This is a genomic window from Acidovorax sp. sif0632 (genome assembly GCF_019218805.1).
Classification (GTDB): domain Bacteria; phylum Pseudomonadota; class Gammaproteobacteria; order Burkholderiales; family Burkholderiaceae_C; genus Acidovorax; species Acidovorax facilis.
Map to the genome: position 1 here is coordinate 186,275 of NZ_JAHUWW010000006.1, position 25,285 is coordinate 211,559.

Consider the following 25,285-nt stretch of genomic DNA (forward strand, 5'->3'; position numbering starts at 1 on the left):
TCTGCCCCACGGAGAAATCCCATGAACCTGCCCCTGAACACGTCCGCCAACATCAGCGACCCTATTGCCCAGGCCCGCTACAACATGATCGAGCAGCAGATCCGCCCCTGGAATGTGCTCGACGCTGACGTGCTCGATCTGCTGGCGGTGGTCCGCCGTGAAGACTTTGTGCCCCCGGCCTACCGCAGCCTGGCCTTCATGGACATCGAAGTGCCCCTGCTGGGCAACGACGCCGAAGAAGCCGTGCGCCTGGGCCACAGCATGCTGCAGCCGCGCGTCGAGGCACGCATCCTGCAAGACCTGCGCATTTTGCCGACCGACCGCGTGCTCGAAATCGGTGCAGGTTCGGGCTACATGGCCGCCCTGCTGGCCGCCCGCGCCGAGCGTGTGGTGTCGCTCGAAATCAACCCCGAACTCGCCGAAATGGCCCGTGAGAACCTGCGCGACGCGGGTGTTCAAAACGCCGATGTGCGCCTGAATGACGGCGCCCGCGACGCCATTCCCGATGGCCCGTTCGACGTGATCGTACTCAGCGGCTCGGTGGCCGAAGTGCCCACCTCCCTGCTTGCGCTGCTGCGTGACGGCGGCCGCCTGGGCGCCATCGTGGGGGGCGAGCCCGTGATGCGTTTCACCCTGACCCGCCGCACCGGCGACCGTTTCGAAACCACCTCGCCCTGGGACACCATCGCCCCGCGCCTGGTGAACTTCCCGGAACCTTCCGGCTTTACGTTCTGACCCTGTTGTTCGGCTTTCTTCGGAGTTCTGCATGATCGATCACGTCCGCCCCGCCCAGCTGTCTGCCTGGTTTGCCTCCGCACCCGAAGGCAGCCAGCCCCTGGTGCTGGACGTGCGCGAACCCTGGGAGCTGCAGACCGCCAGCGTGCGCGCCGACGGCTTTGAACTGGTGGCCATCCCCATGGGCGAATTGCCCGGGCGACTGGCCGAGCTGGACCCCGCCCGCCCCATTGCGTGCCTGTGCCACCACGGCGCACGCAGCCTGCGGGTGGCATCGTTTCTGCAACACAACGGGTTTGAACAGTTGGCCAATATCACCGGTGGCATTGATGCCTGGTCGCACGAAAGCGACCCCACCGTGCCCCGCTATTGATCACGCCCCTGGCACCCCGCTCTCCCATCGAACCGCAGACTCTTCCGAAGGACCCCCATGACTCCGCACCGGCCCCTCTCCCTGTCACTTCTGTCCCTGGCGCTCGGCGCGGCGCTGAGCGCTCCAGCGCACGCCCAGAGCCTGCTGGAGCTGGTGGAGTCGGCACGCACCTATGACACGACCTGGCAGTCGGCTCGAGCCCAGCTCGACGCAGCATCCCGCCGCGCCGACCAGGCCCGCGCCGGCCTGCTGCCCAGCGCCGCGCTCACGGCCGGACTCAGCCGCGCCAATGTGGAACTGAGCCGCCCGCCGGTGGAGAACACCGGCACCACACAGACGGTGGGCGTGCAGGCCTCGCAACCGCTGTACCGCCCCGCCAACCGCATCACGCTGGAGCAAGGCCAGCGCGGCATTGACGTGGCCCAGGCGCAGTTGGACGCCGCCACGCAAGACCTGCTGGTGCGCGTGAGTCAGGCCTACTTTGACGTGCTGGCCGCGCAGGACACCCTGGCCTTCGTGCAGGCGCAAAAAGCCGCCGTGTCGGAGCAACTGGCCTCCGCCAAGCGCAACTTCGAGGTGGGCACCACCACCGTCACCGATTCGCGCGAGGCCCAGGCCCGCTACGACCTGGTGGTGGCCCAGGAAATCGCGGCCGAAAACGACCTGCGCGTGAAACGCCTGGCACTGGACCAGCTGGTGGGCATCACCGGCACCAAGCCCCAGCCGCTGGCGCTGCCCGTGCAACTGCCCACGGTGCAGCCCGACAACGTGACCACCTGGGTGGACACTGCACGCGACCAGCAGCCCGGCGTACGCCAGGCCGCCATCGCGCTGGACATTGCCCGCCTTGAAACCAAAAAGGCCGAAACCGGCCACCTGCCCACCCTGGACCTGCAGGTGGGCTACAACGTCACGCGCAATCCGAATGGCACCATCACGGCGCCCGGCGTGAACAACCGCACCAACAGCGCCAGCGTGGGCGTGGCCTTCAATCTGCCGCTGTTTGCCGGATTTGCGGTGCAAAACCGCGTGAAGGAAACCCTGGCGCTGGAAGAAAAGGCCAGCGCCGACCTGGAGACCACGCGCCGCAACGTGGCCCAGGCCACGCGCGCCGCCTTCTTTGGCGTGCAATCCGGCCAGGGCCAGGTGCAGGCCTTGGAGGCTGCCGAAGCCTCCAGCCAGAGTGCGCTCGATGCCAACAAGCTCGGTTATCAGGTGGGCGTGCGCATCAACATCGACGTGCTCAATGCCCAAAGCCAGCTCTTCCAGACCAAGCGCGACCTGGCCCAGGCCCGCTACAACGTGCTGCTCGGCACACTGAAATTGCGCCAGGCGGCGGGCACGCTGACGCAGCAGGACATTGAGGCGATCAACGCCTTGCTCATCAAGCCCTGACGGGGTTGGCGGACGGGCCGCGCGGAGCTACCCGGCGGCGGCTTGCAGCACGGCCTGCACCGCCTGAGCCGTAGCCCGGGCCGCCCCCCGGTGTGCCGTGGCAAAACGGCTGGCACGTTCGCTGGCCGCGGCCTGCTCCGGGGCATCCGTCGCCAAATGGGCCGCGAGCGCCATGCCTGCGGCCAGGTCGGGCACGCGCTGCGCAGCCCCTGCCGCGCAGGCCAGCTCGGCGGCCTCGGCAAAGTTGAAGGTATGCGGCCCCAGCACCACAGGGCAGCCGCAGGCGGCGGCCTCGATCAGGTTCTGGCCGCCCAGGGGGGCAAAACTGCCACCCAGCAAGGCCACATCGGCCAGGCCGTAGTACAGCGCCATTTCGCCCAGTGAATCCCCCAGCCACACGTCGGCCGCCTCGGGTTCTGCCGCCCAGTGGCTGCGGCGCGATACGGTGAGCCCAGCGCGCAGGAGCAGCTGTTGCACCTCGTCAAACCGCTGAGGGTGGCGCGGCACGATGAGCCATTGCACGCCATTTGCTATATTATTAATAGCTGCTTGCGATTGTCCATCATGCGCTGCGGCCTGTTTTGGCTTGAAGTTTTCGAGCCACATTGCCTCCTCGCCCTCCCGGCTGCTGGCCAGCAGCACCACGGGGCGCCCGGTGTGGGTGTGCCAGGCCCGACCTTGGGCGATCTGGCGGGCGTCGGGCACCACGTCAAACTTGAGATTGCCAAACACGCCGCGCACCGGGGCGCCGATGGCCCGCAGGCGGGTGGCGTCGTCTTCGGTCTGGGCCCAGGCAGCGGTTAACCCCCCATAGGCGGGCCGGGCCAGCGTTGCCAGGCGCTGGGCCTTGTGCAGCGACTTGGCGTTGAAACGCGCATTGGCCAGCACCAGCGGCACGCCACGCTGGTGGCAGCCCGCCACCAGGTTGGGCCAGACCTCGGTTTCCATGAGGATGCCGATGGCCGGGCGAAAGGTGCGCAGAAAGCGCGCCACGGCGCCCGGTGTATCCCAGGGCTGCCACACTTGCACGTCGCCGGGCAGCAGAAGCTTTTCGCCCTCGGCCCGCCCGGTGGCCGTGCCGTGGGTGAGCAGCAGACGCATGCCCGGAAGCTGCTCGCGCAGCTGGGCCAGCAAGATGGCGGCGGCGCGGGTTTCGCCCAGCGATACGGCGTGGACCCAGACAAACTGGCCTATCGGATCGACGCTGTGGTGCGACACCATGCTGTCCATGGGCACCGGATAGCGACCAAAACGCTCGCCCACCGCATGGGCATAGCCGGGTTCGGCCACGGCGCGGCGGCGCAGCTTGCGGCGCAGCAGGGGCTGCGCGCACCAGGTCACCAGCGAATACAGGGCGCGGGCAGCGTTCATGCGGGGGATCGATCAGCGGATCAGCCGACCAGCTCCACCACCCCGCCCGTCCAGCCGCTGTCGCCCCGTGCCGCCCACACCAGGCTGGGGCTGTCATCGGGCGCGGCTGCCACGCAGTGGCCACCGGGTGCCCAGAAGGCGCTGCGACCCGCGCTCACGTAGCCGCCAGAGGGCCCGCTGTAGTTGGCCACCAGCACTGCCATGTCGTGGTCACGGGCATAGCCTTGCAGCAGAGCCGATTCGGCCCCATAGGCCTTCTCGGAAATCAGCACGCCCGCCGCGTAGAGCGCGGCTCCCGCATTGCTGGCGGCCATTGCGTGTTCGGGATGGGTGATGTCGGCACACACGGCCAGCGCCGTGGGTTCACCGGCCAGCAACAGCACCTGGGCGTCGTCGGTGCCAGCACTGGCGAACCGCTCCTCGCTCGGGTGCAGGTGGCGCTTGCGGTACAGCGCCACACTGCCGTCGGCCCCGAGCACCCAGGCGCCAATGGCGGGCAAGGCGCCCGCCACCACCGGCGCAGCCGGGGCGCCCACCACCAGGGTGATGCCATGTTGCTGGGCAGACTGCCGCAAGGGAGCCAGCGCGGGATGGTCGGCCGACAGCACGTTGGCCGCCAGCAGGTTCGGTTCATACCCCGTGAGCGACAGCTCGGGAAACACCAGCACCAGCACACGTTCGTGCACCGCCGCCCGCACGAAGGCCAGGTGCGTTTGCACGTTGCGCGCCACATCACCCGGCGCCGAGGGCGACTGGGCAGCGGCAACACGCAAGGGGGTGGACAGTGACGGTTTCATGCGGGGCGGTTCAACAACAAATACAGAAAGAGGGGCACAGAAAGAGGGGCGCGGCGGGTTCGACGATACGGCGTCAGTGGCTGGCGGCGCCGACGTGCGCATCGGGCTTGACCCGGTGCAGCAGGGCCAGCATGGCCGCTTCGATGCGGGCCAGGGCCTCGGTGGTGTGGCCCTCAAAGCGCAGCACCAGCACCGGCGTGGTGTTGCTGGCGCGGATCAGGCCAAAACCGTCGGGCCAGTCCACGCGCAGGCCATCGATGGTGCTGATCTGAGAGGGCGCGGCAAAGGTCTCTGCAGCCAGGGCCTGCAGCTCGGCCGTGAGGCGGTGGGGTTCGCCCTCGGCGCAGGCCACGTTCAGCTCGGGGGTGGAGAAACTGGTGGGCAGCGCGTTGAGCACGGCGCTCGGGTCGGTGGACTTGCTCAGGATTTCCAGCAGGCGGCAGCCCGCGTAGGTGCCGTCGTCAAAGCCGTACCAGCGCTCCTTGAAGAAGATGTGGCCGCTCATCTCGCCGCCCAGCGGGGAGTGGGTCTCCTTCATGCGGGCCTTGATGAGCGAGTGGCCGGTCTTGAACATCACCGGCACGCCGCCAGCGGCCGCAATGGCAGGCGCCAGGCGCTGGGTGCACTTCACGTCAAAGATGATCTCGCCGCCGGGCACGCGCGAGAGCACGTCTTGCGCAAACAGCATCATCTGGCGGTCGGGGAAGATGTTGGTGCCGTCCTTGGTCACGATCCCCAAGCGGTCGCCGTCGCCGTCAAACGCCAGGCCCAGCTCGGCGTCGCTGGCCTTCAGGGCCTCGATCAAGTCACGCAGGTTCTCGGGCTTGCTCGGGTCGGGGTGGTGGTTGGGGAAGTTGCCATCCACCTCGGAGAACAGCTCGATCACTTCGCAGCCCAGGGCGCGGAAGATGTCCGGCGCCGAGGCGCCCGCGATGCCGTTGCCGCAGTCCACCACGATCTTGATCGGGCGGGCCAGTTTCACATCGCCCACGATGCGTTCGCGGTACGCGGGCAGCACGTCCACATGGCGCACCGAGCCGCCGGGCAGCAGCTGCCAGGTTTCCTGCTCCATGGTGCGGCGAAGCTGCTGGATCTCTTCGCCATAGATGGCGCGGCCGTTCAGCACCATCTTGAAGCCGTTGTAGTCCCTGGGGTTGTGGCTGCCGGTGACCTGGATGCCGCTGGCACACAGCGTGCTGGCTGCAAAGTACAGCAGCGGCGTGGTCACCAGGCCCACATCGACCACCTCAATGCCCGCCTCCACCAGCCCCTGGATCAGCGCACCCGAGATAGCCGGGCCCGACAGGCGCCCGTCGCGCCCCACCGCCACGGTGGTCTGCCCCTCGGCGCGGGCTGCCGTGCCAAAGGCCCGGCCCAGGCCGAGCGCAACTTCTTCGTTGAGCGTGGACGGCACAATGCCGCGGATATCGTAGGCTTTGAAAATGGCGGGTGTGGGCTGCACGCAGGGGCCTTTCGCGTAGGGAGTTGGGCTGTTTTCGGAAGTCCGCTGCATTGTAGGCGCGCCCTCCGGGGGTACTGGGGGCAAACCCTCGCGTTGGGCTGAGGCACATGTCCGAAAACGGCCAGTGAAAACACCCCCGGCTCCTATGATCCAGCCCATGAATCCGCCCTCCCCCCCCACCCCACCCGTTGCCCAGGCACCTGACACCGCCTTGGACGAAGGCCGCTACCTGGCGGTGCTGGCGCGGGATGCACGGTTTGACGGGCATTTTTTCACGGCGGTGACCTCCACCGGCATCTATTGCCGACCCGTGTGCGCCGTGCGCACGCCCCGGCGCGAGAACTGCCGCTTTTTTGTGCTGGCCGCACAGGCCGAGAACGCGGGCTTTCGCCCCTGCCTGCGCTGCCGGCCCGAGCTGGCGCCGCAGGCGCTGGTGTGGTCGGTGCAGGACGCCAGTGGCATCCTGGTCCAGCAGGCCGTGCGCCTGCTGGATGCGCCCGACCTGTGGCCCGCCCCATCCGCACCGGGCGAAGGCAGCGCCACCGTGGCCCGGCTGGCCGAGCGCCTGGGCGTGAGCGACCGGCACCTGCGCCGCATTTTTGAGGCGGCCCTGGGCGTATCGCCGCTGCAGTACCTGCAGACGCGCCGGCTGCTGACCGCCAAACAACTGCTCACCGATACCCCCATGCCCGTTACCCAGGTGGCGCTGGCCAGCGGCTTTGCGAGCGTGCGGCGCTTCAATGCGGCGTTTTCGGGGCACTACGGCCTGAACCCCACACAGCTGCGGCGCAGCGGCACCACCGCAGGGGCCCAACCCACCAGCACCTTGCGCCTGGCCTGGCGCCCGCCGTTTGATGTGCCTGCGCTGCTGGCCTTTTTTGAACGGCGGCAGTTCCACGGTGTGGAATGGGTGCTGCCGGAGGAGACCATGCTGCGGCGCACGGTGCGTCTGCCCGCCTCCTGCACCGGCCTGCCCGGCGAAACCACGGGATGGTTCAGCGCACGCTTTGACGGGGCCCAGCACCAGGTGCTGCTGCAGACCAGCGACAGCCTGTACCCCGTGTTGCCGCTCGTGATCCGCCGCGTGCGCGCCATGCTCGACCTGGACGCCGACCCCGCGGCCATCAACGCCGTGCTGCACCCGCACTTCCCCCAGGGCGACGGCCTGCGGGTGCCCGGTGCGTTCGATGGCTTTGAGCTGGCCGTGCGCGCCGTGCTGGGCCAGCAGATCTCCGTGGCCGCTGCGCGCACCCTGGGCCAGCGGCTGGTGGAGCGGCTGGGTGAGCCCATCGAAACGCCCTGGCCCGGGCTGAACCGCCTGTTCCCCACCGCTGCCACGCTGGCAGCGGCCGACGGCGACACCCTGGGCCAGCTGGGCATCGTGCGCCAGCGCCAGGCTGCCATCGTGGCGCTGGCCCGCGCCGTGGATGGCGGCACGCTGGCCTTGCACGCGGGCGCCGACGTGGCCAGCACCACGGCCGCGCTGTGCGCCCTGCCCGGTATTGGCGACTGGACGGCCCAGTACATCGCCATGCGCGTGTTGCGCTGGCCCGATGCGTTTCCGGCCGGGGATGTGGCGCTGCACAAGGCCCTGGGCGTGCAGGGGCACAAGAACCCGGCCCGCGCCGCAAGCGAGGCCTCGCAGTCCTGGCGGCCCTGGCGCAGTTACGCGGTGCTGCGCGCCTGGGCAGCGGGCACCCCGGCGGGTGCCGTGCCACCAGCTCCATCACTATCAAAGTAGGAGCTGCTAGCGCTTATCCATCAAGCGCTGGAGGCCAATTTCATCTAAAAATCGTTCATTCAGTCATGCAATTTCACCCCCACACCGTGCAAATGCGCACCTCCACCGCGCTGGGGCCCGTGCGCCTGGCGGCGTCGCCCGCCGGCTTGGTCGGCGTCTGGTTTGAAGGCCAGCGCCACGAGCCAAGCCAGCGTCTTCATGGCCCCACGGCCTGGGCTGACACGGCAAGCCACCCCGTGCTGGAGGAAGCCGCCCACCAGCTCCAGCAGTACCTCGCCGGGCAACGTGCGGGGTTTGACCTGCCGCTGGACCTTTCGGGTGGCACGCCGTTTCAGCAGGCTGTGTGGCGTGCCTTGCTGGCCATCGGCCGGGGTGCCACCACCAGCTACGGCGCCTTGAGCCGCCAGCTGGGCCGCCCCCTGGCCGTGCGCGCAGTGGGCGCCGCCGTGGGGCGCAACCCGATCAGCGTGGTGGTGCCCTGCCACCGCGTGGTGGGATCGGACGGCAGCCTGACGGGCTATGCCGGTGGCCTTGATCGCAAAGCGGTCTTGCTGACGCTGGAAAATGCGCTGCCCTCCACCTCCCCCAACGCTTCCCGCAAAGGACATGCATGAACAGCCCCGGCAACCAGCCCGTTTCCACCTGGATCGGCGAATTCATCTTGCTAGCGGCGCTGTGGGGCGCGTCCTTTCTGTTCATGCGGCTGGGTGCGTCCGACTTCGGCCCTCTGCCCACGGCCGGGCTGCGCGTGGCGCTGGCCACGGTGTTCCTGTGGCCCATCATGCTGCGCCAGGGCCACTGGCCTGCGCTGCGCCAGCACTGGCGGCCCATCCTGTTTGCGGGGGTCATCAATTCGGCCATTCCATTTGCGCTGTTTTCCTGGGCTGTGCTGCACATTGCCACGGGCCTGACCTCCATCCTCAACGCCACCGTGCCGCTGTTTGGCGCGCTGGTGGCCTGGATGTGGCTGGGTGACCGCATCAACCGCCTGCGCTGGGCGGGCCTGGCACTGGGTTTTGTGGGCGTGGCGCTGCTGGCCTGGCGTGCGCCAGCGGGCACCGGGTTCAAGAGTGACAGCGCCGAATGGGCCATTGCCGCCTGCCTGTTGGCTTCGAGCTTCTACGGGCTGTCGGCCAGCTTTGCGCGGCGCTACCTCACGGGCATTCCACCGCTGGCCACCGCGACCGGCAGCCAGCTGGGCGCGGCGCTGGGACTGGCCCTGCCCACGCTGTGGTTCTGGCCTGCGCAGATGCCAGGCCTGCGCGCCTGGGGCGCCATCATTGCCATTGCGGTGCTGTGCACGGGCATTGCCTACATCCTGTACTTTCGCCTCATCGCCAGTGCCGGCCCCAGCCGGGCGCTGGCCGTGACCTTCATCACCCCCGTGTTTGCGGTTTTGTACGGCACGGTCTTCCTGGGCGAACGCATCACGCCCTGGATGGTGGGCTGCGCCGTGGTCATCGTGTGCGGCACATTGTTGTCAACCGGACTTATCAGGACACTCAGGCCCGCCCTGCCCGCCTCAGAACGGCCCTAAACTTGGCCCATGGGGTTTTCTTTGGGCTTTTGCCATCTGACCAAGTCCGTCAACGGCACCGGGCGCTGTACTGCCACATATATCCCCGGCCGCTCCCCCTGCTACTCCTGGCCTGCGGCTACCCCGCCGCAAGGGGCTTGCCCAGGGGTTTTCCATGGGTAACAACACCCTTTTGGCCGCCACAGCGCTGATGTCGCTGCTGCTGGTGCTGGCCTGGCTGCCGCCGCGCGAGTCCTTGCACCCGTCGCGCCGCACCTTGCTGCTGCTGGGGTTGGCAGGCGGCCTCGTTTCCTGGATTTCTTTTGAGGCGCTGCGCTGGAACGCCCCCGAGCTGCGGGTGGTGGCCTATCCCACGGTGGCGGCGTTTCTGGCGCTCTTTTTCAGGTTTCCGGCGACCATCATTGCGGCGCTCATCGCCCTGGTGGCAGCGGTGCGCACTGATATGTCCGATGCGGTGCCAGCCGTTGCCGTGCTGTGCGTGTCGGTGGCCACGGGGTTGTTGTGGCGCCATGTAGGGGCACGCCTGCAGGTGCCCAAATGGGCTGCACTGATCGGCCTGACGCTGAGCCTGCCCCTGGCCGTGTCTGGCAGCCTGTGGGCTACCGACGGCGCATCCGACATGGCGCGAAGCCTGCCATGGCACCACGGCGCCGGGGTGCTGATGCTGGGCGTGGGCCGGTTGCTGCTGGCCAACGGAGCACGCTCCGAGCTTTCACGCAGCGACATCCAGCAAGCCCTTGCACAACAAGAGCGCAGGCTGCGCCTGGTGCTCGACTCCATGGGTGGCGGGCACTGGGAGTGGGATGTGGTGCAGCGCCAGTTCCGCTGCCACGGCAGCTTCTACGACACCTTCGGCATCACCGCCGCCGATCTGGAGGCGCCAGACCTGTGGCAGCGCTGGTATGCCCGGCGCCACCCGCAGGATGCCGAGCGCAATGCGGCCAGGCTGGCGCGGGCCATGGACGGGCTGGAAGACAGCTACGAGGCCGAATTCAGGGTGATGGACACCGAGGGCCGCTGGCATTGGCTCATGTCGCGCGGCACGGTGGCCACGCGCGACGCCCAGAACCGGCCGACCAGCCTGATCGGCATGGACGTGGACATCACCGCCCACCGCGCGGCAGAAGATGCGCTGCGCTCGTCCGAGGCCAAGTACACGACCTTCTACCAGACGCTGCCCGACCCCGCAGGCATCTCGCGCATCTCGGACGGCCGCTACATCGACGTGAACCCCGCATTCTGCGAGGTGCTGGGGCGCCCGCGCGAGGAGGTGATCGGCCGCACATCGACCGAGCTGAACATCTGGGCCTCTGAACAGGAACGCAAGCGGCTGGTGGAGACCTTCCGCCGCGACGGCAAGGTGGACCGCCTGCCGCTGGTTGCGCAGCGCGAGGGCGGACGCATCCCGGGACTGATGTCGGCACGCTCCGTGCTTGTGGATGGCGAAAACTGTTTTGTGTTCGTTTTCCATGACATGACCGAAGCCCACCGCGCCAGTGACGAGCTGCGGGCCCTCAATGGCCTGCTGCAGCAGGCCGGCCGCCTGGCCCGGCTGGGTGCCTGGGAGGACGAGCGCGGCAAGGGCCTGGTCTACTGGTCAGACGTGTGTTTTGACATCCACGGCCTGCCCCCCGGTTCGCCGCTGCCCCACGACTACATCGACCGCCATGTGGCGCCCGCCTACCGCGAAACGCTGCGCGCCAACTTCCGCTTGAGCATTCTGGAGCGCCGCGAGTGGAGTATGGAGATCGAGGTGCTGCACACCGACGGTCGGCTGGTGTGGGTGCGCGCCATGGGCGAGCCGGTGATCGAAAACGGGCGCGTGACCCGCGTACGCGGCGTGATGCAGGACATCGACGAGGCCAAGCGCGCCGAGCAGCGCCTGCGCCAGTCCGAAGAGCGTTTCTCGCGCATCTTTCAGCTCATGCCCTACCCCATGGGCCTGTCGCACCGCCGCGACGGACGCTATGTGGACATCAACCCCGCCTGGGTGGACATGCTGGGCATCCCGCGCGAGGAGGCCATCGGCCGTACTGCGGTCGAGCTGGGTATCTTCACCGCGCACGACCGCGAAAAGCTGATTGCGGAGGTGGAGCGCTCGGGCCACCTGAGCAGCTACGAGGTCAACCTGAATGTGCGTGGCGGCCCACCCCGCACCGTGCTGCAGTCCATGCGCGCCACCGAATTCGATGGCGAGCCGTGCTGGCTGTTCTCGGTGCACGACATCACCGACCGCAAACGCAACGAAGAGCAGGTGCGGGAACGCGAGGAACTGCTCTCGCTCACCATCTCGGCGGCATCGTTGGGCCTGTGGGACTGGAATTTGCACACAGGCACCGTCACCGGCGACAGCCGCTGGCACGCCATGCGAGGCCTGGACACGCCCCACACCCCACTGGCCTCCACGCAGTGGACCGCCGGCATTGCCCCCGACGACATCGACCGCATCACCAGCGAACTGGCCCGCCACACCACCCACCCCGGCACCCCGTTCGACGCCACCTGGCGTGTGAACCAGCAGGGCGACCCCGCCCGCTGGCTGCGCAACCTGGGCAAGATCGTGGGCTTCGATGCGGCGGGCCGCCCCGCACGCATGCTGGGCGTGGCCATTGACGTCACGCCCCAGCGCGAGCAAGAGGTTCTGCTGCAGCGGCTGGCCCTGTTTGACGCCCTCACGGGCCTGCCCAACCGCGTGCTGCTGGCCCGCAAGCTGCAGGAGTGCATGGACCAGGCGCGCCAGAACGGTCGGCAACTGGGTGTGGCCTACCTGGACCTGGACGGCTTCAAGCCCGTCAACGACCGCCTGGGCCACGGCGCGGGCGACCGCCTGCTGGTGGTGGTGGGTGGCCGCCTCACACGCGCGCTGCGCCCGCTGGACACGGTGGCGCGTCTGGGCGGCGACGAGTTCGTGATCCTCATGCCCGACCTTGAATCCGTGGGCGACTGCGAGCGCATGCTGCACCGGGTGATGGACAACATCTCAGCGCCCTACACACTCGACACCGAGCGTGTGGTGGTCACTGCCAGCATCGGCTACACCGTGTTCCCGCAGGATGACGCCGACGCCGACGCCCTGCTGCGCCACGCCGACCAGGCCATGTACGCCGCCAAGCAGGCCGGGCGCAACCGGTTCCACCAGTTCGACGCTGCGCAGGAACGCGCCCTGCAACTGCAGCGCGAACAGGGCCGCCACCTGCGCGAGGCCCTGGCCGCCGCGCAGTTCACGCTGTACCTGCAGCCCAAGGTGGACATGAGGAGTGGGGCCGTGGTGGGTGCCGAAGCGCTGGCGCGCTGGCAGCACCCCGAACGCGGCCTGGTGCCGCCGGGCGAGTTCTTGCCGCTGCTGGAGGGCACCGAGCTGGAAATCGACTTTGGAGAATGGGTGGTCGAAGCCGCACTCACCGTGCTGGCGCAACTGCAGGCACACGGACTGCACCTGCCGCTGAGCATCAACATCGCCGCCCAGCACCTGCAAAACCCAGACTTTGCCGACTGGATGGCCCGGTGCATCGCCCGCCACCCAGGCGTGCCCGGCCACCTGGTGGAAATCGAAATCACCGAAAGCGCCGCCCTCTACGACCTGACCGCCGTGGCGCAAACCCTGACGGCGCTGCGTGCGCTGGGGGTGGCGGTGTCGCTGGACGACTTTGGCACCGGCTACTCGTCGCTGACCTACCTGCGCCGCCTGCCCATGGACACGCTCAAGATCGACCAGAGTTTTGTGCACGGCATGATGGGCGACCCCGGCGACCTGGCCATCGTGCAGGGGGTCATCGGCCTGGCCCGCTCCTTCGGCTACCGCGTGATTGCCGAAGGCGTGGAAACCATCGAACAAGGCCAGATGCTGCTGCAGCTGGGCTGCATGCAGGCCCAGGGCTACTGTATCGCCCGGCCCATGCCGCTGCAGGATTTCATCGGCTGGACGCCAGGGTGGCAACCGCCGGTGGGGTGGCAGAAAAACCGGCCTGCGTGATTGCGCTCCGGCCGGAGTCTCGCCCCGCTCTGGCCCGGTGCCAGCGCACTGCGCCGATGGCAAAAAATCCGGGCGTTGCGACCGCCAAGGCGGTAAAAATGAATCTCCGTTCTTTTCTTACTATCGGAGGGGTCCCATGAGCGCTTTGACTTTGACCAACAGCACCTCGTACATCGCCCAGTACGTGATTCACCGGGGTGGGCTGGCCCTCGCCCGCCTGCCGGGCCTCGCCCCCGGCGCGACGCTATCCGTCCCGGAGGCCGAAACTTTCGAGATCACGGCCAGCACCATACTGGAAGGCAACACCTATACCTCCGCACCGATAGCAGTCAGTGGTGCAACCCGTTTTCTGGCGCAGGTGAAGCAGCAGCGCGCCCAGCAAACCTACGAATTCGAAGTGGTGACAACACCCAGTAGCGTTGCCAACCAGATGCAATTCGAAAAAACCAGCCTTGGCCCGGTGACCTTCCAGATCACGCACCAAGGTGTGCCAGTGCAAGACGTCGTAGTGCCTGACTCATTCGTGCAGGTCACGGTGGAAATCAGCGATGTCTACTCCGTCTACGCCGTCATCAATGGCATCACGACTGACAGCGTGACCACATCCAATCCCAACGCCACCGTCACAGCAGTGTCCGAAGCGACCGACATGGAGTTTGGCTACTTCACCCTGGTAATCTCCTGAGCCCTGGCGTGCCAAGCCCCACGCGAACAGCACGGAGGCCTTTGCACGGAGCCCACTGCGGGTCGAAAAGGCTCGTCACCCCACCAGGTCCTTCACCTGTTGCAGCGCCGCCGGGTCTTCCATCGTCGTCAAGTCACCCGGGTCGCGCCGCTCGGCGACGGCCTGGAGCGCGCGGCGCAGCAGTTTGCCGCTGCGGGTCTTGGGCAGCACGGTCACGAAGTACACACGCGACGGCCGGGCCACGGCGCCGAGCTGGTGGTCCACCTGCTTCATCACTTCGCCTTCGAGCTTGAGGCGCGCCGCATCGTCCGTGAGGCCCGACGCATCGCGTGCCACGGCAAATGCCATGGCGACCTGGCCCTTCAGGCTGTCGGCGACGCCCACCACGGCCACTTCGGCGATGTTGGGGTGGGAGGCAATGCTCTCCTCGATCTCGCGCGTGCCCAGGCGGTGGCCTGCCACGTTGATCACGTCGTCCGTGCGGCCCAGGATGAAGTGGTAGCCGTCGGCGTCGCGGATGCCCCAGTCGAAGGTGCTGTAGATCAGCCGACCGGGAATGCTCTTCCAATAGGTGTTCACAAAACGTGCATCGTCGCGCCACACGGTCTGCATGCAGCCGGGGGGCAGCGGGCCCTCGATGGCGACCACGCCTTTCTGGTTGGGGGCGGTCAGCTCTTCGCCGTTGCTCTCGTCGATCAGCTTGACGTGGTAGCCGTACATGGCCTTGCCGGGGCTGCCAAAGCGCGTGGTCTGCTGCTCCACGCCATTGGCCAGCGTCAGGATGGGCCAGCCGGTTTCGGTCTGCCAGTAGTTATCGATGATGGGAACCTGCAGCGCGTCGCTGATCCACTGGGCCGTGGGCTCGTCCAGCGGCTCGCCCGCCAGCCACAGGGCCTTGAGGGTGGAGACGTTGTACTTCCTGAGCCAGCTGGCGTCCTGCTTCTTGAGCACCCGCACCGCCGTGGGTGCCGAGAACATGTGGGTGACCTGGTACTTTTCGACAATGCTCCACCACACACCGGCATCGGGTCGCGTGGGCAAGCCTTCGTACATGATGGTCGTCATTCCCGCGATCAGCGGGCCATAGACGATGTAGCTGTGACCCACCACCCAGCCGATGTCGCTGGTCGCAAAGTAGGTGTCACCCGCTTTGGCATCAAAGATGTGCTTCATGCTGGCGGCCAGCGCCACGGTGTAGCCACCGGTGTCGCGCTGCACGCCCTTTGGTTTGCCCGTGGTGCCGCTGGTGTACAGCGTGTAGCTAGGGTGGGTGGACTCCACCCATTCGCACGGCACCACGGTGTTCAGGTGCTGCTCGCGCAGCGGCGCCCATTCATGGTCGCGGCCCGGCTGCAGGTGCATGGGGGCCAAGCCGCGGTTCACCATGAGTACAGCGGCGGGCTTGTGTTTGGAGAGCGCAATGGCATCGTCCAGCAATGGCTTGTAAGGCACCACCTTGCCACCGCGCGACCCGGCATCGGCGCTGACCACAGCCACGGGTTCGGCGTCTTCGATGCGCGAAGCCAGCGAGCCCGAGGCAAAGCCGCCGAACACCACGGAATGCAGTGCACCAATGCGCACGCAGGCCAGCATGGCAAAGGCGGCTTCGGCAATCATGGGCATGTAGATGAGCACGCGGTCGCCCTTCTTCACCCCCAGGCTCTGCAGCACGGCTGCCATGCGCTGCACCTCGGCATGCAGCTCGGCAAAGCTGTAGCTGCGCTCGGTGTCGGTTTCGGCGGAGATGGCCACCAGCGCGGCCTGGCTGGCGCGCGTGGCCAGGTGCCGGTCTACTGCGTTGTGGCACAGGTTGGTGGTGCCGCCCACAAACCATTTGGCAAAGGGCGGGTTGCTGTAGTCGCACACCTGCTGGGGCTGCGTCTTCCAGTCGATCAGCTGCGCCTGTTCGCTCCAGAAGGCGTCGCGGTGGTCGATGGACTGGCGGTAGAAATCAGCGTAAGCGGTCATTGTGGGGGTCTCCTCGGCATCTCTCTCGGCCTGCCAAGACAGCAGGTTTTGAATTCATAATTATTCATAACGGGCTTGCGGCAAACTGACGCAGGGCTTGGCATCGGCCCTGAATCCATTTACACGGCGCCACATCTCCATGGACAAAGCGACTGCCGCCCTGCATTGGGCGCTGTTCCTGTGTACCGGATGCCTTTTCGTCTGCACCGCTCCCTTGTATGACCAGAACCACCCGGCATGCAAGGAATCTTTGGGGATCACGATTTTTGAAGTAGAAATAACTATTTCACTACTTAATGCATATACTTCAATACCATGTGGTCCACCCTCATCATGACGCTGCCGACGCAGCCCAACGCCGTGCGGCTGCGCATCTGGCGCAATCTCAAGGCACTGGGTTGCGCCGCCCTGCGCGACGGCGCCTACCTGTTGCCTGAAGAACACGCGGGCCTGCTGGCCCCCATTGCCACCGAGGTGCGAGAACACGGCGGGACGGCCATGCTGCTGACTCTTACTGCGCCGGACAGCGCACAGCGCCAGGAGATCGAAGCGTTGTTCGACCGCACAGAAGCCTTCACTCAGTGGCGCGACACGGCCACCGCCTTGCAGGCGGAGCTGGCACAGCTCACGGAAACCGAAGCGCGCCGCCGCTTGCGTGGCATTGCCGACGCCCTGCAGGCCTTGCACCGCACCGACTACTACCCCAGCGGCGCCGCCGCGCAGGCCGATGCCGACCTGGCCACCCTGCGGCAGGCCCTGGACGCCTGCTTTTCACGCGGGGAGCCCGCCGCCCTGCCCGCCCATGGCATCGCGCGCCTTCACACCGTCCAGTTCCAGAACCAGCGCTGGGCCACGCGGGCGCGGCCTTGGGTGGACCGCCTGGCCTGCGCCTGGCTGATCCGCCGCTTCATCGACCCGGGCGCGCGGTTCGTATGGCTGGCCGATCCGGCATCGCCGCCTGCTGATGTCCTGGGCTTTGACTTTGACGGCGCCCGGTTCACCCATGTGGGTGCCCTGGTGACCTTCGAGGTGCTCATTGCCAGCTTCGGGCTCGAAGTCGACCCCCGCCTGCAGCGCCTGGCCCGCGCCGTGCACTACCTGGACACCGGCGGCATGCCCGTGCCCGAAGCCGCCGGGCTGGAGGCCGTGCTGGCTGGCCTGCGCGAAGTGCATGCCGATGACGATGCCCTCGCCCAAGCCGCCGCGCAGGTGTTCGACGCCCTGTATGCCGTGCCGCCCACCCTTCCATCCTCCCAGGCTCCGCTGACCAGTGCCGCACCATGACCACCCTTACCCCTGCGCCCACCGCCTCCGCCCTGGACCGCCCCACCCCCGTAAGCTATGGTGAGGCCTTCCTGTTCTGGCTCAAGCTGGGCTTCATCAGCTTTGGCGGGCCAGCGGGCCAGATCGCGATCATGCATGCCGAGCTGGTGGAGCGCCGCCGCTGGATCAGCGAAAAGCGATTTCTGCACGCACTCAACTACTGCATGCTGCTGCCCGGCCCCGAGGCGCAGCAGCTGGCCACCTATATCGGCTGGCTCATGCACCGCACCTGGGGCGGCATCGTGGCCGGGGCGCTGTTTGTGCTGCCTTCGCTCTTCATCCTGATTGCGCTGTCGTGGGTGTACCTGCGGTTTGGCGATGTGCCGGTGGTGGCGGGCATCTTCTATGGCATCAAACCCGCCGTGACCGCACTGGTGCTGCACGCAGCGCACCGCATTGGCACGCGGGCTCTCAAGAACCGCTGGATGTGGGGCATCGCTGCCGCATCGTTTGTGGCCATCTTTGCGTTCGATACGCCCTTCCCTGCCATCGTCCTGACGGCCGGGCTGATAGGCTACTTTGGCGCACAACGCTGGCCTGGCGTGTTTGCCCTCGGAGGCGGCCATGCCGACGGCCACAAGGGCTACGGCCCAGCACTGATCGACGACGACACCCCCACGCCCCCCCACGCCCGCTTCTCACGCAGCCATCTGGCCAAGGTGCTGGCGGCCGGGCTGGCGCTGTGGCTGGTTGCCATGGCAACGCTGGTCGTCACCCAGGGGGTACAAGGCACGCTCACGCAGATGGGCTGGTTCTTTACCAAGGCCGCGCTGGTCACCTTTGGCGGCGCTTATGCCGTGCTGCCGTACGTCTACCAGGGCGCGGTGGAGCAATACCAGTGGCTCAGCGGCCCGCAGATGATCGACGGCCTGGCGCTGGGCGAGACCACGCCCGGCCCGCTGATCATGGTGGTGGCCTTCGTCGGCTTCGTGGGCGGCTGGCTGCAGCAGGTGTGGGGGCCGGAAGCGCTGTTTGCAGGCGCTGCTGCCGCCGCCACGGTGGTGACGTTTGTGACCTTTCTGCCCTCGTTCATCTTCATCCTTGCGGGCGGCCCGGCGGTAGAGGCCACCCACGGCAAGCTCGGTTTCACCGCCCCGCTGTCGGCCATCACCGCCGCTGTGGTGGGTGTGATCCTGAACCTGGCGCTGTTTTTTGCCTACCACCTGCTATGGCCCAAGGGTTTTGGCGGGGCGTTCGATGCCGTGTCGGCGGTGATCGCCGTGGGCGCACTGGTGGCGCTGTTCCGCTTCAAGCTGGGGGTGATGCCGCTGCTGGGGCTGTGCGCGGCCGTGGGGTTGGCAGTGACCTTCCTCAAACCCTGGCTGGCCTGAACCAGTTGTCATCCACTTCCCGGGAGTATCCCCATGCAAGCACGCCCCCAAGCCCTTCCCTTTGACCCGGCCACGCTGCCCGGGCTGTCCGAAAGGCTGCTGCGCAGCCACCACCAGAACAACTATGGCGGTGCGGTGGCGCGGCTCAACGCCATCCGGGCGCAGCTCTCGGGGCTGGACTTTGCCTCCACGCCCGGCTTTGTCGTCAACGGACTCAAGCGCGAGGAGCTGATGGCCAGCAATTCGATGCTGCTGCACGAACTGTACTTTGGCAGCTTGGGCGGCGGTGGCGCCGCCCCTGCCCCCGGCATGTTGCTGGCCCTGGCGGCCAGCTTCGGCAGCGCGGAGCGCTGGCGTGAAGAGTTTGTCGCCATGGGCAAGGCACTGGGCGGCGGCTCGGGATGGGTGCTGCTGGTGTTCCAGCCGCGCGATGGCACGCTCGTCAACCAGTGGGCCAGCGACCACACCCAGGCTGCTTCCGGTGGGGTGCCCATCCTCGCGTTGGACATGTATGAACATGCCTACCACCTCGACCACGGCGCTGCAGCGGGCGCGTATGTCGATGCCTTCATGGCCAATATCGACTGGCCTGCCGTGTACGAGCGCTACCAGCGCGCGGTCCACGCCGCCAGCGAGGGCTTGGAGGCATCGGTACAAGACGCGCAGCAGGCACGCCATCGCATCGATGTGCGCCGCGCTGGTGTTTACGACGCCGCCACCACCATCCTGCCCAATGCCCCCTGGAGCGACCCGGTGGCCATCGACGCCTGGGCCGGTGAGCTGCCGACCGACGAAGAGGTGGTGGTGTACTGCGTCTATGGCCACGAGGTCAGCCGTTCCACCGCGTTGCGCCTGCGTGCCGTAGGCATCAAGGCGCGTTTTCTGCAAGGTGGCATCGACGGCTGGATCGCGGCGGGCCAACCGGTGCAGGCCAAAGCCTCAGCATTGCCCACGGGTTGAGCCGGGACTGACTGGACACCCGTCCACAGCTTCGTCGTATCTCTAAAATTGATAGCAATCAGCGCTTGTCAGATAAGCGCTAGAGGCAAAAAAAACTCCTATTTCTAATCGCGGCCCCGTGTGCCGCAATGATCGGGGTTTGGGCCCATTCCATGCGCCATACCTTGGCTCACTCAGAGGCGGCCCAAACCTCTACCCATCTCACGATGCCGGTTCAGCAACCGCCCGGGTGCGCAGCCTGCGCTCATAGGACTCCCGCTCGCTGAAAGCCACAATGCGCCGCCCGCGGTAGTGCGCGTATTCGTCCACAAAGGCCTGCACGCTTGCGTACGGCCCGGCGATGTGGCCTGGGCGTTTGGAATCGGCAAAAAAATAATGCTGCCCGCCCCGTTCGAACGACACCAGCCAGTGTCGGCGCAGCGTGTTGCCGCGCACAGAGACGGGGTCGAACTCGATCATCAGGTAGCGCGGCTGCACGCCGGGTTGCAGGGTTCGCAGCGTCTCCAGCGCAAAACGGGCCACGTCCACACACACGCCGCGGGGGGCTGCAAAAAAGGCGTCAGGCGCCAGGATGGGCATGCGCCCGCTGGCCTGGCGCTGGGTTTCAGACAGCTGCATCGCGCGGTCTGTGTCGTACCGGAACCGCGCGCCAATCCAGGCGTTGATATCTTCTGGGCTCTGCCAGCGCTGCAGCGCTTCGTCGTATGTCGGCGCGTCGATGAATGGGCCACGCGGGGCAAACGCCGCCTCGGGGGCGTCGGAGTTGGGATCCGCGGCCTGTGGGACTGCACTGCAGCCACTGAGCGCCGCCAACGTCGTGAACGTCGCCAATAGCCATGCACACGACGTAAAGAACGACCGCCTCGCCCCTTCAGGCGCCGCGCGGCGCAAGTTGACCCAAAAAACAGGGGAAGACGAAGAATAAAAATGTCGGTACATGAAAAACCACCTTGTTGGGCTGCCCAAGCATAGGCTTTGGGCGATCGGGTGTCTTCAATTAGATGACCGCCGCTGACCAGTGCTACCTCACGCCGCTGCCCCACCCCAACGCGCAGGGTCTGGCGCCCAGCCCTCGTTATCGACAATGTCCAGCGAGGCGCCCACACTGCTCCCCAGGTCCACGGACAACACCTCGACCGCCGCTTGCGCCCCGGCATCGCGGCGCTGCGCTGTGGTCACAAAAGCGGTAAACGCGGCCCAGTCGCGCGCCATGTGGTCCACCAGAATGCGCGCCAGCTCATAGGACAGCAGGTTGCCGTCGTCGGTGCGCTGAAACGACGTGCCCGCCCAGAACTCCTGCATGCGCTCGGGCGTCCAGAAGCGTTGGTGCAGATGGTGCAGTTGCGCGGGGGTGTGCTGTGCTGGTGGCGCGCCCTTCAGGCGGCGCTCGGTGTTGACAGCCAGGCCCTCGTCCAGCCAGGTGGGCAGGTGCAGGTGGGCCAGCGCGCTGTGCGTCATCTCGTGGGCAATCACCGGCTCGATGGCTGCAAGGTCGGCTGCCACGACCACAAAATGCGGGCAACCGAAGTGGATGAACATGCCGCCGCTGCGCGCAAACTCGCCGTCCGATCCATAGAACTGCGCGACGTAGTGGTAGTAGGTGTCCTCGTCATCCAGCACGAGCAAGATGCTTTTTTCGGCCACGGGGAAATGCGCCATGCCCGCCAGCAGCCGGTCGATGCGCTGACGTGTGGTGGTCACATAGCGCGCGGTGGCGCGCGCCACTGACGGTTCCAGCGGCGACAGGATGAAGCAATCCGCCCCTTCGTGCAGATGCATGTGCGTGCCCAGCGCATCGCGCAGGTGCAGCAGCCAGGCGCGTCGGCCCTGGTTCAGCGCGTCGGCCACGGCCGCCGGTGCACGATTGCCCGCGCCGTGGGCCCAGGCGTCCAGCGCGGGCCAATCCAGCTGCGGCAGATTCTGTGTGTTTTGCAGATGCCCCCGTACGTCAAAACTCGCAACGCCTGGCGCCTCAAGGTGCTCGGGGGCTGGCTCGGCCTCCCCTGCACCAGATTCACCGGGCGCCGGCACTGCGGCGGACTGCAGGTGGATCTTCACCAGCCAGGCACCCAGGAACGGCAGCACCCACACACCGCCCGTGAGCATCGTTTTGCGAAAACCTTGCAGTCCGGTGCGCACAATCTGGCGGGTGGCCTGGACATTCAGGACCAGCAACACCACGAGCAGAACGAGGCCAATCAAGACAGGGGACATGGGCGAATGGGAGCAATCAGCGCCCTCGGCGGTGCCTAACGAGTACTACTATTTTGATAGCTGCTAGCGCTTGATAGATAAGCGCTAGATGGCAAAAAGACTCAAAAACTGGCTACTTGATCAAGCCCAGCACATCCTTGAACGCCGGGTGCTCGCAGGTGCCCAGCCATTCAAACGCCACCATCTCGGTGGTCACCAGCTCGGCGCCCGCGCCGGCCAGGCGGTCGAAGGCGGCGTCGCGGTTGCGTTCGGTGCGCGAGCCGCAGGCGTCGGTCACCACCCACACCTCAAACTCGTCCTCCAGCAAATCGAGTGCGGTCTGCAGCAGGCAGACATGGGCTTCGCACCCGGCAATGACGATGGTGCCGCGCTCGGGCTCCTGCTGAGCGGGTTTTTGAAGGTGCTTGGGCAGGCTGCGCGCGTTGCCGCCCTGCTGGGGCTTGGCCGGGGGGCGCAGCCATTCGCCCAGGCCTTCTTCGGCGGCACTGAAGTGCATCTTGGCCAGGGTCTTCTGGCACAGGGCACGCAGCGCGGGGTCGTTCGCACCCAGTCGCGAGGGGTTTTGCTCGGTGCACCACACGGGTACGTCCAGCATGCGGGCCACCTCGGCCAGGCGGCGGGCGTTGGCCAGCACGGCGGGGCCTTCAAAGATGGCGGGCATCAGGCGCTCCTGGTAATCGACCAGGACGAGTTGGGATTCGGTGGCGTCAAGCAGCATGGTGGGACCGTTTCTGTATTCGTTGAATCGCTGTGCGGGCGCAGCGTCGGAGGCAATGGCGCATTGTCGCAGCCCGAGCCCGGGGTTTTCAGGTGCGAAGGACGGACTGCAGCGCGGAGGCCAGCGGCCCGGCCATGGGCACGGCGTTGCTCGGGTGCGGGATGCAGTCCGTGCTCCACACCTCCCCCACCCCGGCTTCATGCAGCACCTGCAGCGCATCGCCCGCAAACAGTGCGTGCGTCACAGCCACATCCACCGATGCCGCGCCCGCCTGCAGCAGCAGCCGCGCCGCCAACGCCAGCGTGCGGCCGGTGCTGGCCATGTCGTCCAGCAGCACCACGGCCCGGCCTTGTGCTTTGAGTGGGGGCAGTTCGATGGCGACATCGCGGTCGCCATGGCGGACCTTGGTACAGACAGCATGGTCAAAACCGTGGCGGGCGGCGGCCTGGGCGATCCACTGGGCGGATTCGCCGTCCGGGCCTACCAGGAGTGCATTGGGGCGCCGATCAGCGATCAGGTCGGCCAGTGGCTCGGCGCCGCTGAGCACCACGGCCTGCGGCACTGTAATGGCCTGCTCCAGCCGGTTTATGCGGTGCAGGTGCGGGTCCACCGTGATCACCGCGTCGAACAGGCCCGCCAGAAACCCGCCCACCACCTGCTGGCTCACGGCCTCGCCGGGGTGGAAGGCGATGTCCTGCCGCATATAGGCCAGGTACGGCGCTACCAGCGTGAGCTGCTGCGCGCCCAGGCTGCGGGCCGTGCGCGCGGCCAGCAGCAGTTCCACCAGCTTTTCATTGGGCTGGTGCAGGCTGCGCAGCAGCACCACCCGCCGGGGCAGGCGGCCCGCCGCGTTGACGGGCAAACGCAGCTTGAGTTCACCATCGGGGAAGCGGTGGCGCTCGACGGCCTGGGCAGTCATGCCAGCTGCCTGCGCCAGGCGCAGCGCAGGGGCCTCTTCGTCGGCAAAGTACAGCAGACACGCTTGGTGGGGGGCAACAGTCACTGTCAGAACTCCACAAAAACCTTGGGCACCTCGTCAGCGGTCCCCAGGCGGTAGCCGGTGTCACGCTCGCATGCGTGGCGCGCAAACTCCAGGTCGGCCGGGTAGCTGGCGTGCACGCGGTACAGCACGTCCCCGGCAGCCACGGTGTCGCCCAGCTTGTGCATCAGGTCCACCCCGGCGCCGGGCACCTTGGGCGCACCGGCCAGTCGGGCCACGCGGGCGATCTGGTAGTTGTCGATGCCCGCGACAACGCCGCTGGCGGGGGCCACCACGTCCAGTGTCAGTACACCCAGTGCCGGGTGGTTGTGGTCAAACCCTGTGCTGCCCTGGGCGGCGATGATGGCGTTCATGCGCGCCAGCGCCCGGCCAGAATCAAGAATGTCGCGCGCAATCGCGTAGCCGTCGCCGCCGCGCACATCAGGGTCGCACTCGATCAGGCGCCCAGCCAGGCGCAGCGCCTTCTGCCGCAGGTCGTCGGGTGCGCGCGGGTCGTTCTGCAGCACGCGCATCACGTCGCGCGCCTCCAGCACCGGGCCCACGCCGTTGCCCACGGGCTGGCGGCCATCGGTGATGACCACGTCCAGCGACAGGCCCATGCGCCGCGCCACATATTCAAACAGGCGGCGCAGACGCTGTGCGTCGGGCATGGAGCGCACCTTGGCCGTGGGGCCGATGGGGATGTCGAGCACGAGGTGCGTGGCACCGGCCGCCACCTTTTTGGACAGGATGGACGCCACCATCTGCCCGGCGGAGTCGATGGACAGCGGCCGCTCCACCGAGATCAGCACATCGTCGGCGGGCGACAGGTTGGCCGTGCCGCCCCAGGCAAGGCAGCCCCGGTAGTCGCGCACGATGTCGGCCAGCTGCTCCAGCGGCAGCTCGACCTTGGCCAGCACCTCCATGGTGTCGGCCGTACCGGCAGGCGAGGTGATGGCACGCGAGGACGTCTTGGGGCACAACATGCCGTGCGCCGCCACGATGGGCACAACCAGCATGGTGGTGCGGTTGCCCGGTATCCCGCCAATGCAGTGCTTGTCCACCACCAGCGGTTCGTGCCAGTCCAGGCGCCGGCCGCTGGCCACCATGGCGTCGGTGAGGAAGAACACCTCCTCCCGGTCCAGCTCGCTGCGGTGGCAGGCCACTACAAAGGCGGTGAGTTCGATCTTGGAATACCGGTGGTCGGCGATGTCGCGCACGATGGCGCCAAAGTCCTCGCGGGTTAGGCGCTCGCTGGCGATCTTGCGGAACAGCGCGCCCATCGATTCGGGAGGCTCGGCCTGGGCGACCGACACGGTGTGGCCGTTGTCCACGCCCAGCTGGGCGAAGGCGTCTTCCGACAGGCCCAGCTCGTTGCAACCCACGATGGCAGGGTCGTCCACCACGTTGACCGTGGCCAGGATACGGCGGCCATTGGCGCGCACCTCGATCTTGGACAGGGCCTGGAAGCCCTCGGCCCGGTACACGGCGCAGTCACGGTGCTGGTAGGCCACGTTTTCGCGCCAGGTGTCGATGGCCACGCGGCGCAGGGCCAGCTGGGACCGGGGCGGCGCGTCGGCCGAAGCGGATGGCTCTGCGGGATCAGAGGCAGGAGAGGAAGAAGAGGACGGCTCGGAATGCATCGCGTCAGCCTAACTCCAAAGTGACCACCAAGACCCTGGGAACACCCCGCGCGACGGCGTCTGGAGCGTAGATCTTTCAG

Annotated in this window: 20 protein-coding genes; 11 read left to right on the plus strand and 9 right to left on the minus strand. The window is 67.2% G+C overall.

Features of this window, described 5'->3' with window-relative positions; genetic code table 11:
* Positions 1-21: 21 nt before the first annotated feature.
* From KW832_RS18925 to KW832_RS18935, 3 genes are read left to right on the plus strand one after another with little or no spacing between them, the layout of a single operon-like run.
* Positions 22-735, plus strand: a complete 714-nt coding sequence (locus KW832_RS18925) for a protein-L-isoaspartate O-methyltransferase (RefSeq protein ID WP_218301079.1) — start codon at positions 22-24, stop codon at positions 733-735.
* A 31-nt stretch (positions 736-766) separates the two neighbouring features.
* Positions 767-1,108, plus strand: a complete 342-nt coding sequence (locus tag KW832_RS18930; protein WP_218301078.1) for a rhodanese-like domain-containing protein — start codon at positions 767-769, stop codon at positions 1,106-1,108.
* A gap of 57 nt (positions 1,109-1,165) precedes the next feature.
* A complete protein-coding gene (locus KW832_RS18935; protein ID WP_218301077.1) occupies positions 1,166-2,503 on the plus strand; it encodes a TolC family outer membrane protein in 1,338 nt (445 codons plus the stop codon).
* A 27-nt stretch (positions 2,504-2,530) separates the two neighbouring features.
* On the opposite strand, the gene KW832_RS18940 is transcribed toward KW832_RS18935, so the two are convergent.
* The 3 genes from KW832_RS18940 to KW832_RS18950 form a co-directional block, all read right to left on the minus strand.
* A complete protein-coding gene (locus KW832_RS18940) occupies positions 2,531-3,874 on the minus strand; it encodes a 3-deoxy-D-manno-octulosonic acid transferase (RefSeq protein WP_218301076.1) in 1,344 nt (447 codons plus the stop codon).
* A gap of 20 nt (positions 3,875-3,894) precedes the next feature.
* Complete coding sequence (locus KW832_RS18945) at positions 3,895-4,671, minus strand: carbon-nitrogen hydrolase family protein (RefSeq protein ID WP_218301075.1); 777 nt, start codon at positions 4,669-4,671, stop codon at positions 3,895-3,897.
* 73 nt (positions 4,672-4,744) lie between these two features.
* Positions 4,745-6,133: a phosphomannomutase/phosphoglucomutase gene (locus tag KW832_RS18950; RefSeq protein WP_218301074.1), complete on the minus strand. Its 1,389-nt coding sequence runs from the start codon at positions 6,131-6,133 to the stop codon at positions 4,745-4,747.
* 157 nt (positions 6,134-6,290) lie between these two features.
* On the opposite strand from KW832_RS18950, the gene KW832_RS18955 reads away from it, so the two are divergent.
* From KW832_RS18955 to KW832_RS18975, 5 genes are all read left to right on the plus strand, one after another.
* Entirely contained in the window at positions 6,291-7,874 is a 1,584-nt protein-coding gene (locus KW832_RS18955; RefSeq protein WP_218301073.1) for a DNA-3-methyladenine glycosylase 2 family protein, read from the plus strand.
* 65 nt (positions 7,875-7,939) lie between these two features.
* Positions 7,940-8,488, plus strand: a complete 549-nt coding sequence (locus KW832_RS18960) for a methylated-DNA--[protein]-cysteine S-methyltransferase (protein WP_218301072.1) — start codon at positions 7,940-7,942, stop codon at positions 8,486-8,488.
* Entirely contained in the window at positions 8,485-9,411 is a 927-nt protein-coding gene (locus KW832_RS18965) for a DMT family transporter (protein WP_055401926.1), read from the plus strand. The genes KW832_RS18960 and KW832_RS18965 overlap by 4 nt, the downstream gene beginning before the upstream one ends.
* Before the next feature lie 154 nt (positions 9,412-9,565).
* On the plus strand, positions 9,566-13,384 hold the full coding sequence (locus KW832_RS18970; protein ID WP_218301071.1) for an EAL domain-containing protein: 3,819 nt from the start codon (positions 9,566-9,568) through the stop codon (positions 13,382-13,384).
* Between the two features lie 136 nt (positions 13,385-13,520).
* A complete protein-coding gene (locus tag KW832_RS18975; RefSeq protein ID WP_055401930.1) occupies positions 13,521-14,069 on the plus strand; it encodes a hypothetical protein in 549 nt (182 codons plus the stop codon).
* 75 nt (positions 14,070-14,144) lie between these two features.
* Here KW832_RS18975 and KW832_RS18980 read toward each other — a convergent pair whose 3' ends face one another.
* Complete coding sequence (locus KW832_RS18980) at positions 14,145-16,079, minus strand: propionate--CoA ligase (RefSeq protein WP_255577856.1); 1,935 nt, start codon at positions 16,077-16,079, stop codon at positions 14,145-14,147.
* Between the two features lie 273 nt (positions 16,080-16,352).
* Between KW832_RS18980 and KW832_RS18985 the strand changes: the two genes are divergently transcribed.
* Genes KW832_RS18985 through KW832_RS18995 form a run of 3 tightly spaced genes read left to right on the plus strand, consistent with a single transcriptional unit; the run spans position 16,353 to position 19,651 of the window.
* A complete protein-coding gene (locus tag KW832_RS18985; protein WP_218301069.1) occupies positions 16,353-17,321 on the plus strand; it encodes a chromate resistance protein ChrB domain-containing protein in 969 nt (322 codons plus the stop codon).
* Complete coding sequence (gene chrA, locus KW832_RS18990) at positions 17,318-18,691, plus strand: chromate efflux transporter (RefSeq protein ID WP_218301068.1); 1,374 nt, start codon at positions 17,318-17,320, stop codon at positions 18,689-18,691. Before KW832_RS18985 ends, chrA begins: the two co-directional genes overlap by 4 nt.
* A gap of 33 nt (positions 18,692-18,724) precedes the next feature.
* Entirely contained in the window at positions 18,725-19,651 is a 927-nt protein-coding gene (locus KW832_RS18995; RefSeq protein ID WP_218301067.1) for a Fe-Mn family superoxide dismutase, read from the plus strand.
* 201 nt (positions 19,652-19,852) lie between these two features.
* Here the strand turns inward: KW832_RS18995 and KW832_RS19000 are convergent, their stop codons facing one another.
* The 5 genes from KW832_RS19000 to KW832_RS19020 form a co-directional block, all read right to left on the minus strand.
* Complete coding sequence (locus tag KW832_RS19000; RefSeq protein WP_121420143.1) at positions 19,853-20,482, minus strand: hypothetical protein; 630 nt, start codon at positions 20,480-20,482, stop codon at positions 19,853-19,855.
* Between the two features lie 195 nt (positions 20,483-20,677).
* On the minus strand, positions 20,678-21,865 hold the full coding sequence (locus KW832_RS19005) for a hypothetical protein (protein ID WP_218301066.1): 1,188 nt from the start codon (positions 21,863-21,865) through the stop codon (positions 20,678-20,680).
* A 112-nt stretch (positions 21,866-21,977) separates the two neighbouring features.
* Complete coding sequence (locus tag KW832_RS19010) at positions 21,978-22,583, minus strand: isochorismatase family protein (protein ID WP_218301065.1); 606 nt, start codon at positions 22,581-22,583, stop codon at positions 21,978-21,980.
* 88 nt (positions 22,584-22,671) lie between these two features.
* Positions 22,672-23,586 (minus strand): ribose-phosphate diphosphokinase, encoded by a 915-nt coding sequence (locus KW832_RS19015; protein ID WP_218301064.1) that lies wholly within the window; start codon positions 23,584-23,586, stop codon positions 22,672-22,674.
* Between the two features lie 2 nt (positions 23,587-23,588).
* Positions 23,589-25,205, minus strand: a complete 1,617-nt coding sequence (locus KW832_RS19020) for a thymidine phosphorylase family protein (protein ID WP_255577837.1) — start codon at positions 25,203-25,205, stop codon at positions 23,589-23,591.
* Positions 25,206-25,285 lie beyond the last annotated feature (80 nt).

What these genes read in the sequence shown, in the direction of transcription:
- KW832_RS18935 (WP_218301077.1), top strand. Translation starts at nt 1,166, where the DNA reads ATGACTCCGCACCGGCCCCTCTCCCTGTCACTTCTGTCCCTGGCGCTC.
- KW832_RS19020 (WP_255577837.1), bottom strand. Translation starts at nt 25,205, where the DNA reads ATGCATTCCGAGCCGTCCTCTTCTTCCTCTCCTGCCTCTGATCCCGCA.
- KW832_RS18925 (WP_218301079.1), top strand. Translation starts at nt 22, where the DNA reads ATGAACCTGCCCCTGAACACGTCCGCCAACATCAGCGACCCTATTGCC.
- KW832_RS18970 (WP_218301071.1), top strand. Translation starts at nt 9,566, where the DNA reads ATGGGTAACAACACCCTTTTGGCCGCCACAGCGCTGATGTCGCTGCTG.
- KW832_RS18940 (WP_218301076.1), bottom strand. Translation starts at nt 3,874, where the DNA reads ATGAACGCTGCCCGCGCCCTGTATTCGCTGGTGACCTGGTGCGCGCAG.
- KW832_RS18965 (WP_055401926.1), top strand. Translation starts at nt 8,485, where the DNA reads ATGAACAGCCCCGGCAACCAGCCCGTTTCCACCTGGATCGGCGAATTC.
- KW832_RS18960 (WP_218301072.1), top strand. Translation starts at nt 7,940, where the DNA reads ATGCAATTTCACCCCCACACCGTGCAAATGCGCACCTCCACCGCGCTG.
- KW832_RS18985 (WP_218301069.1), top strand. Translation starts at nt 16,353, where the DNA reads ATGTGGTCCACCCTCATCATGACGCTGCCGACGCAGCCCAACGCCGTG.
- KW832_RS18955 (WP_218301073.1), top strand. Translation starts at nt 6,291, where the DNA reads ATGAATCCGCCCTCCCCCCCCACCCCACCCGTTGCCCAGGCACCTGAC.
- chrA (WP_218301068.1), top strand. Translation starts at nt 17,318, where the DNA reads ATGACCACCCTTACCCCTGCGCCCACCGCCTCCGCCCTGGACCGCCCC.
- KW832_RS18975 (WP_055401930.1), top strand. Translation starts at nt 13,521, where the DNA reads ATGAGCGCTTTGACTTTGACCAACAGCACCTCGTACATCGCCCAGTAC.
- KW832_RS18930 (WP_218301078.1), top strand. Translation starts at nt 767, where the DNA reads ATGATCGATCACGTCCGCCCCGCCCAGCTGTCTGCCTGGTTTGCCTCC.
- KW832_RS18945 (WP_218301075.1), bottom strand. Translation starts at nt 4,671, where the DNA reads ATGAAACCGTCACTGTCCACCCCCTTGCGTGTTGCCGCTGCCCAGTCG.
- KW832_RS18995 (WP_218301067.1), top strand. Translation starts at nt 18,725, where the DNA reads ATGCAAGCACGCCCCCAAGCCCTTCCCTTTGACCCGGCCACGCTGCCC.
- KW832_RS19010 (WP_218301065.1), bottom strand. Translation starts at nt 22,583, where the DNA reads ATGCTGCTTGACGCCACCGAATCCCAACTCGTCCTGGTCGATTACCAG.
- KW832_RS19005 (WP_218301066.1), bottom strand. Translation starts at nt 21,865, where the DNA reads ATGTCCCCTGTCTTGATTGGCCTCGTTCTGCTCGTGGTGTTGCTGGTC.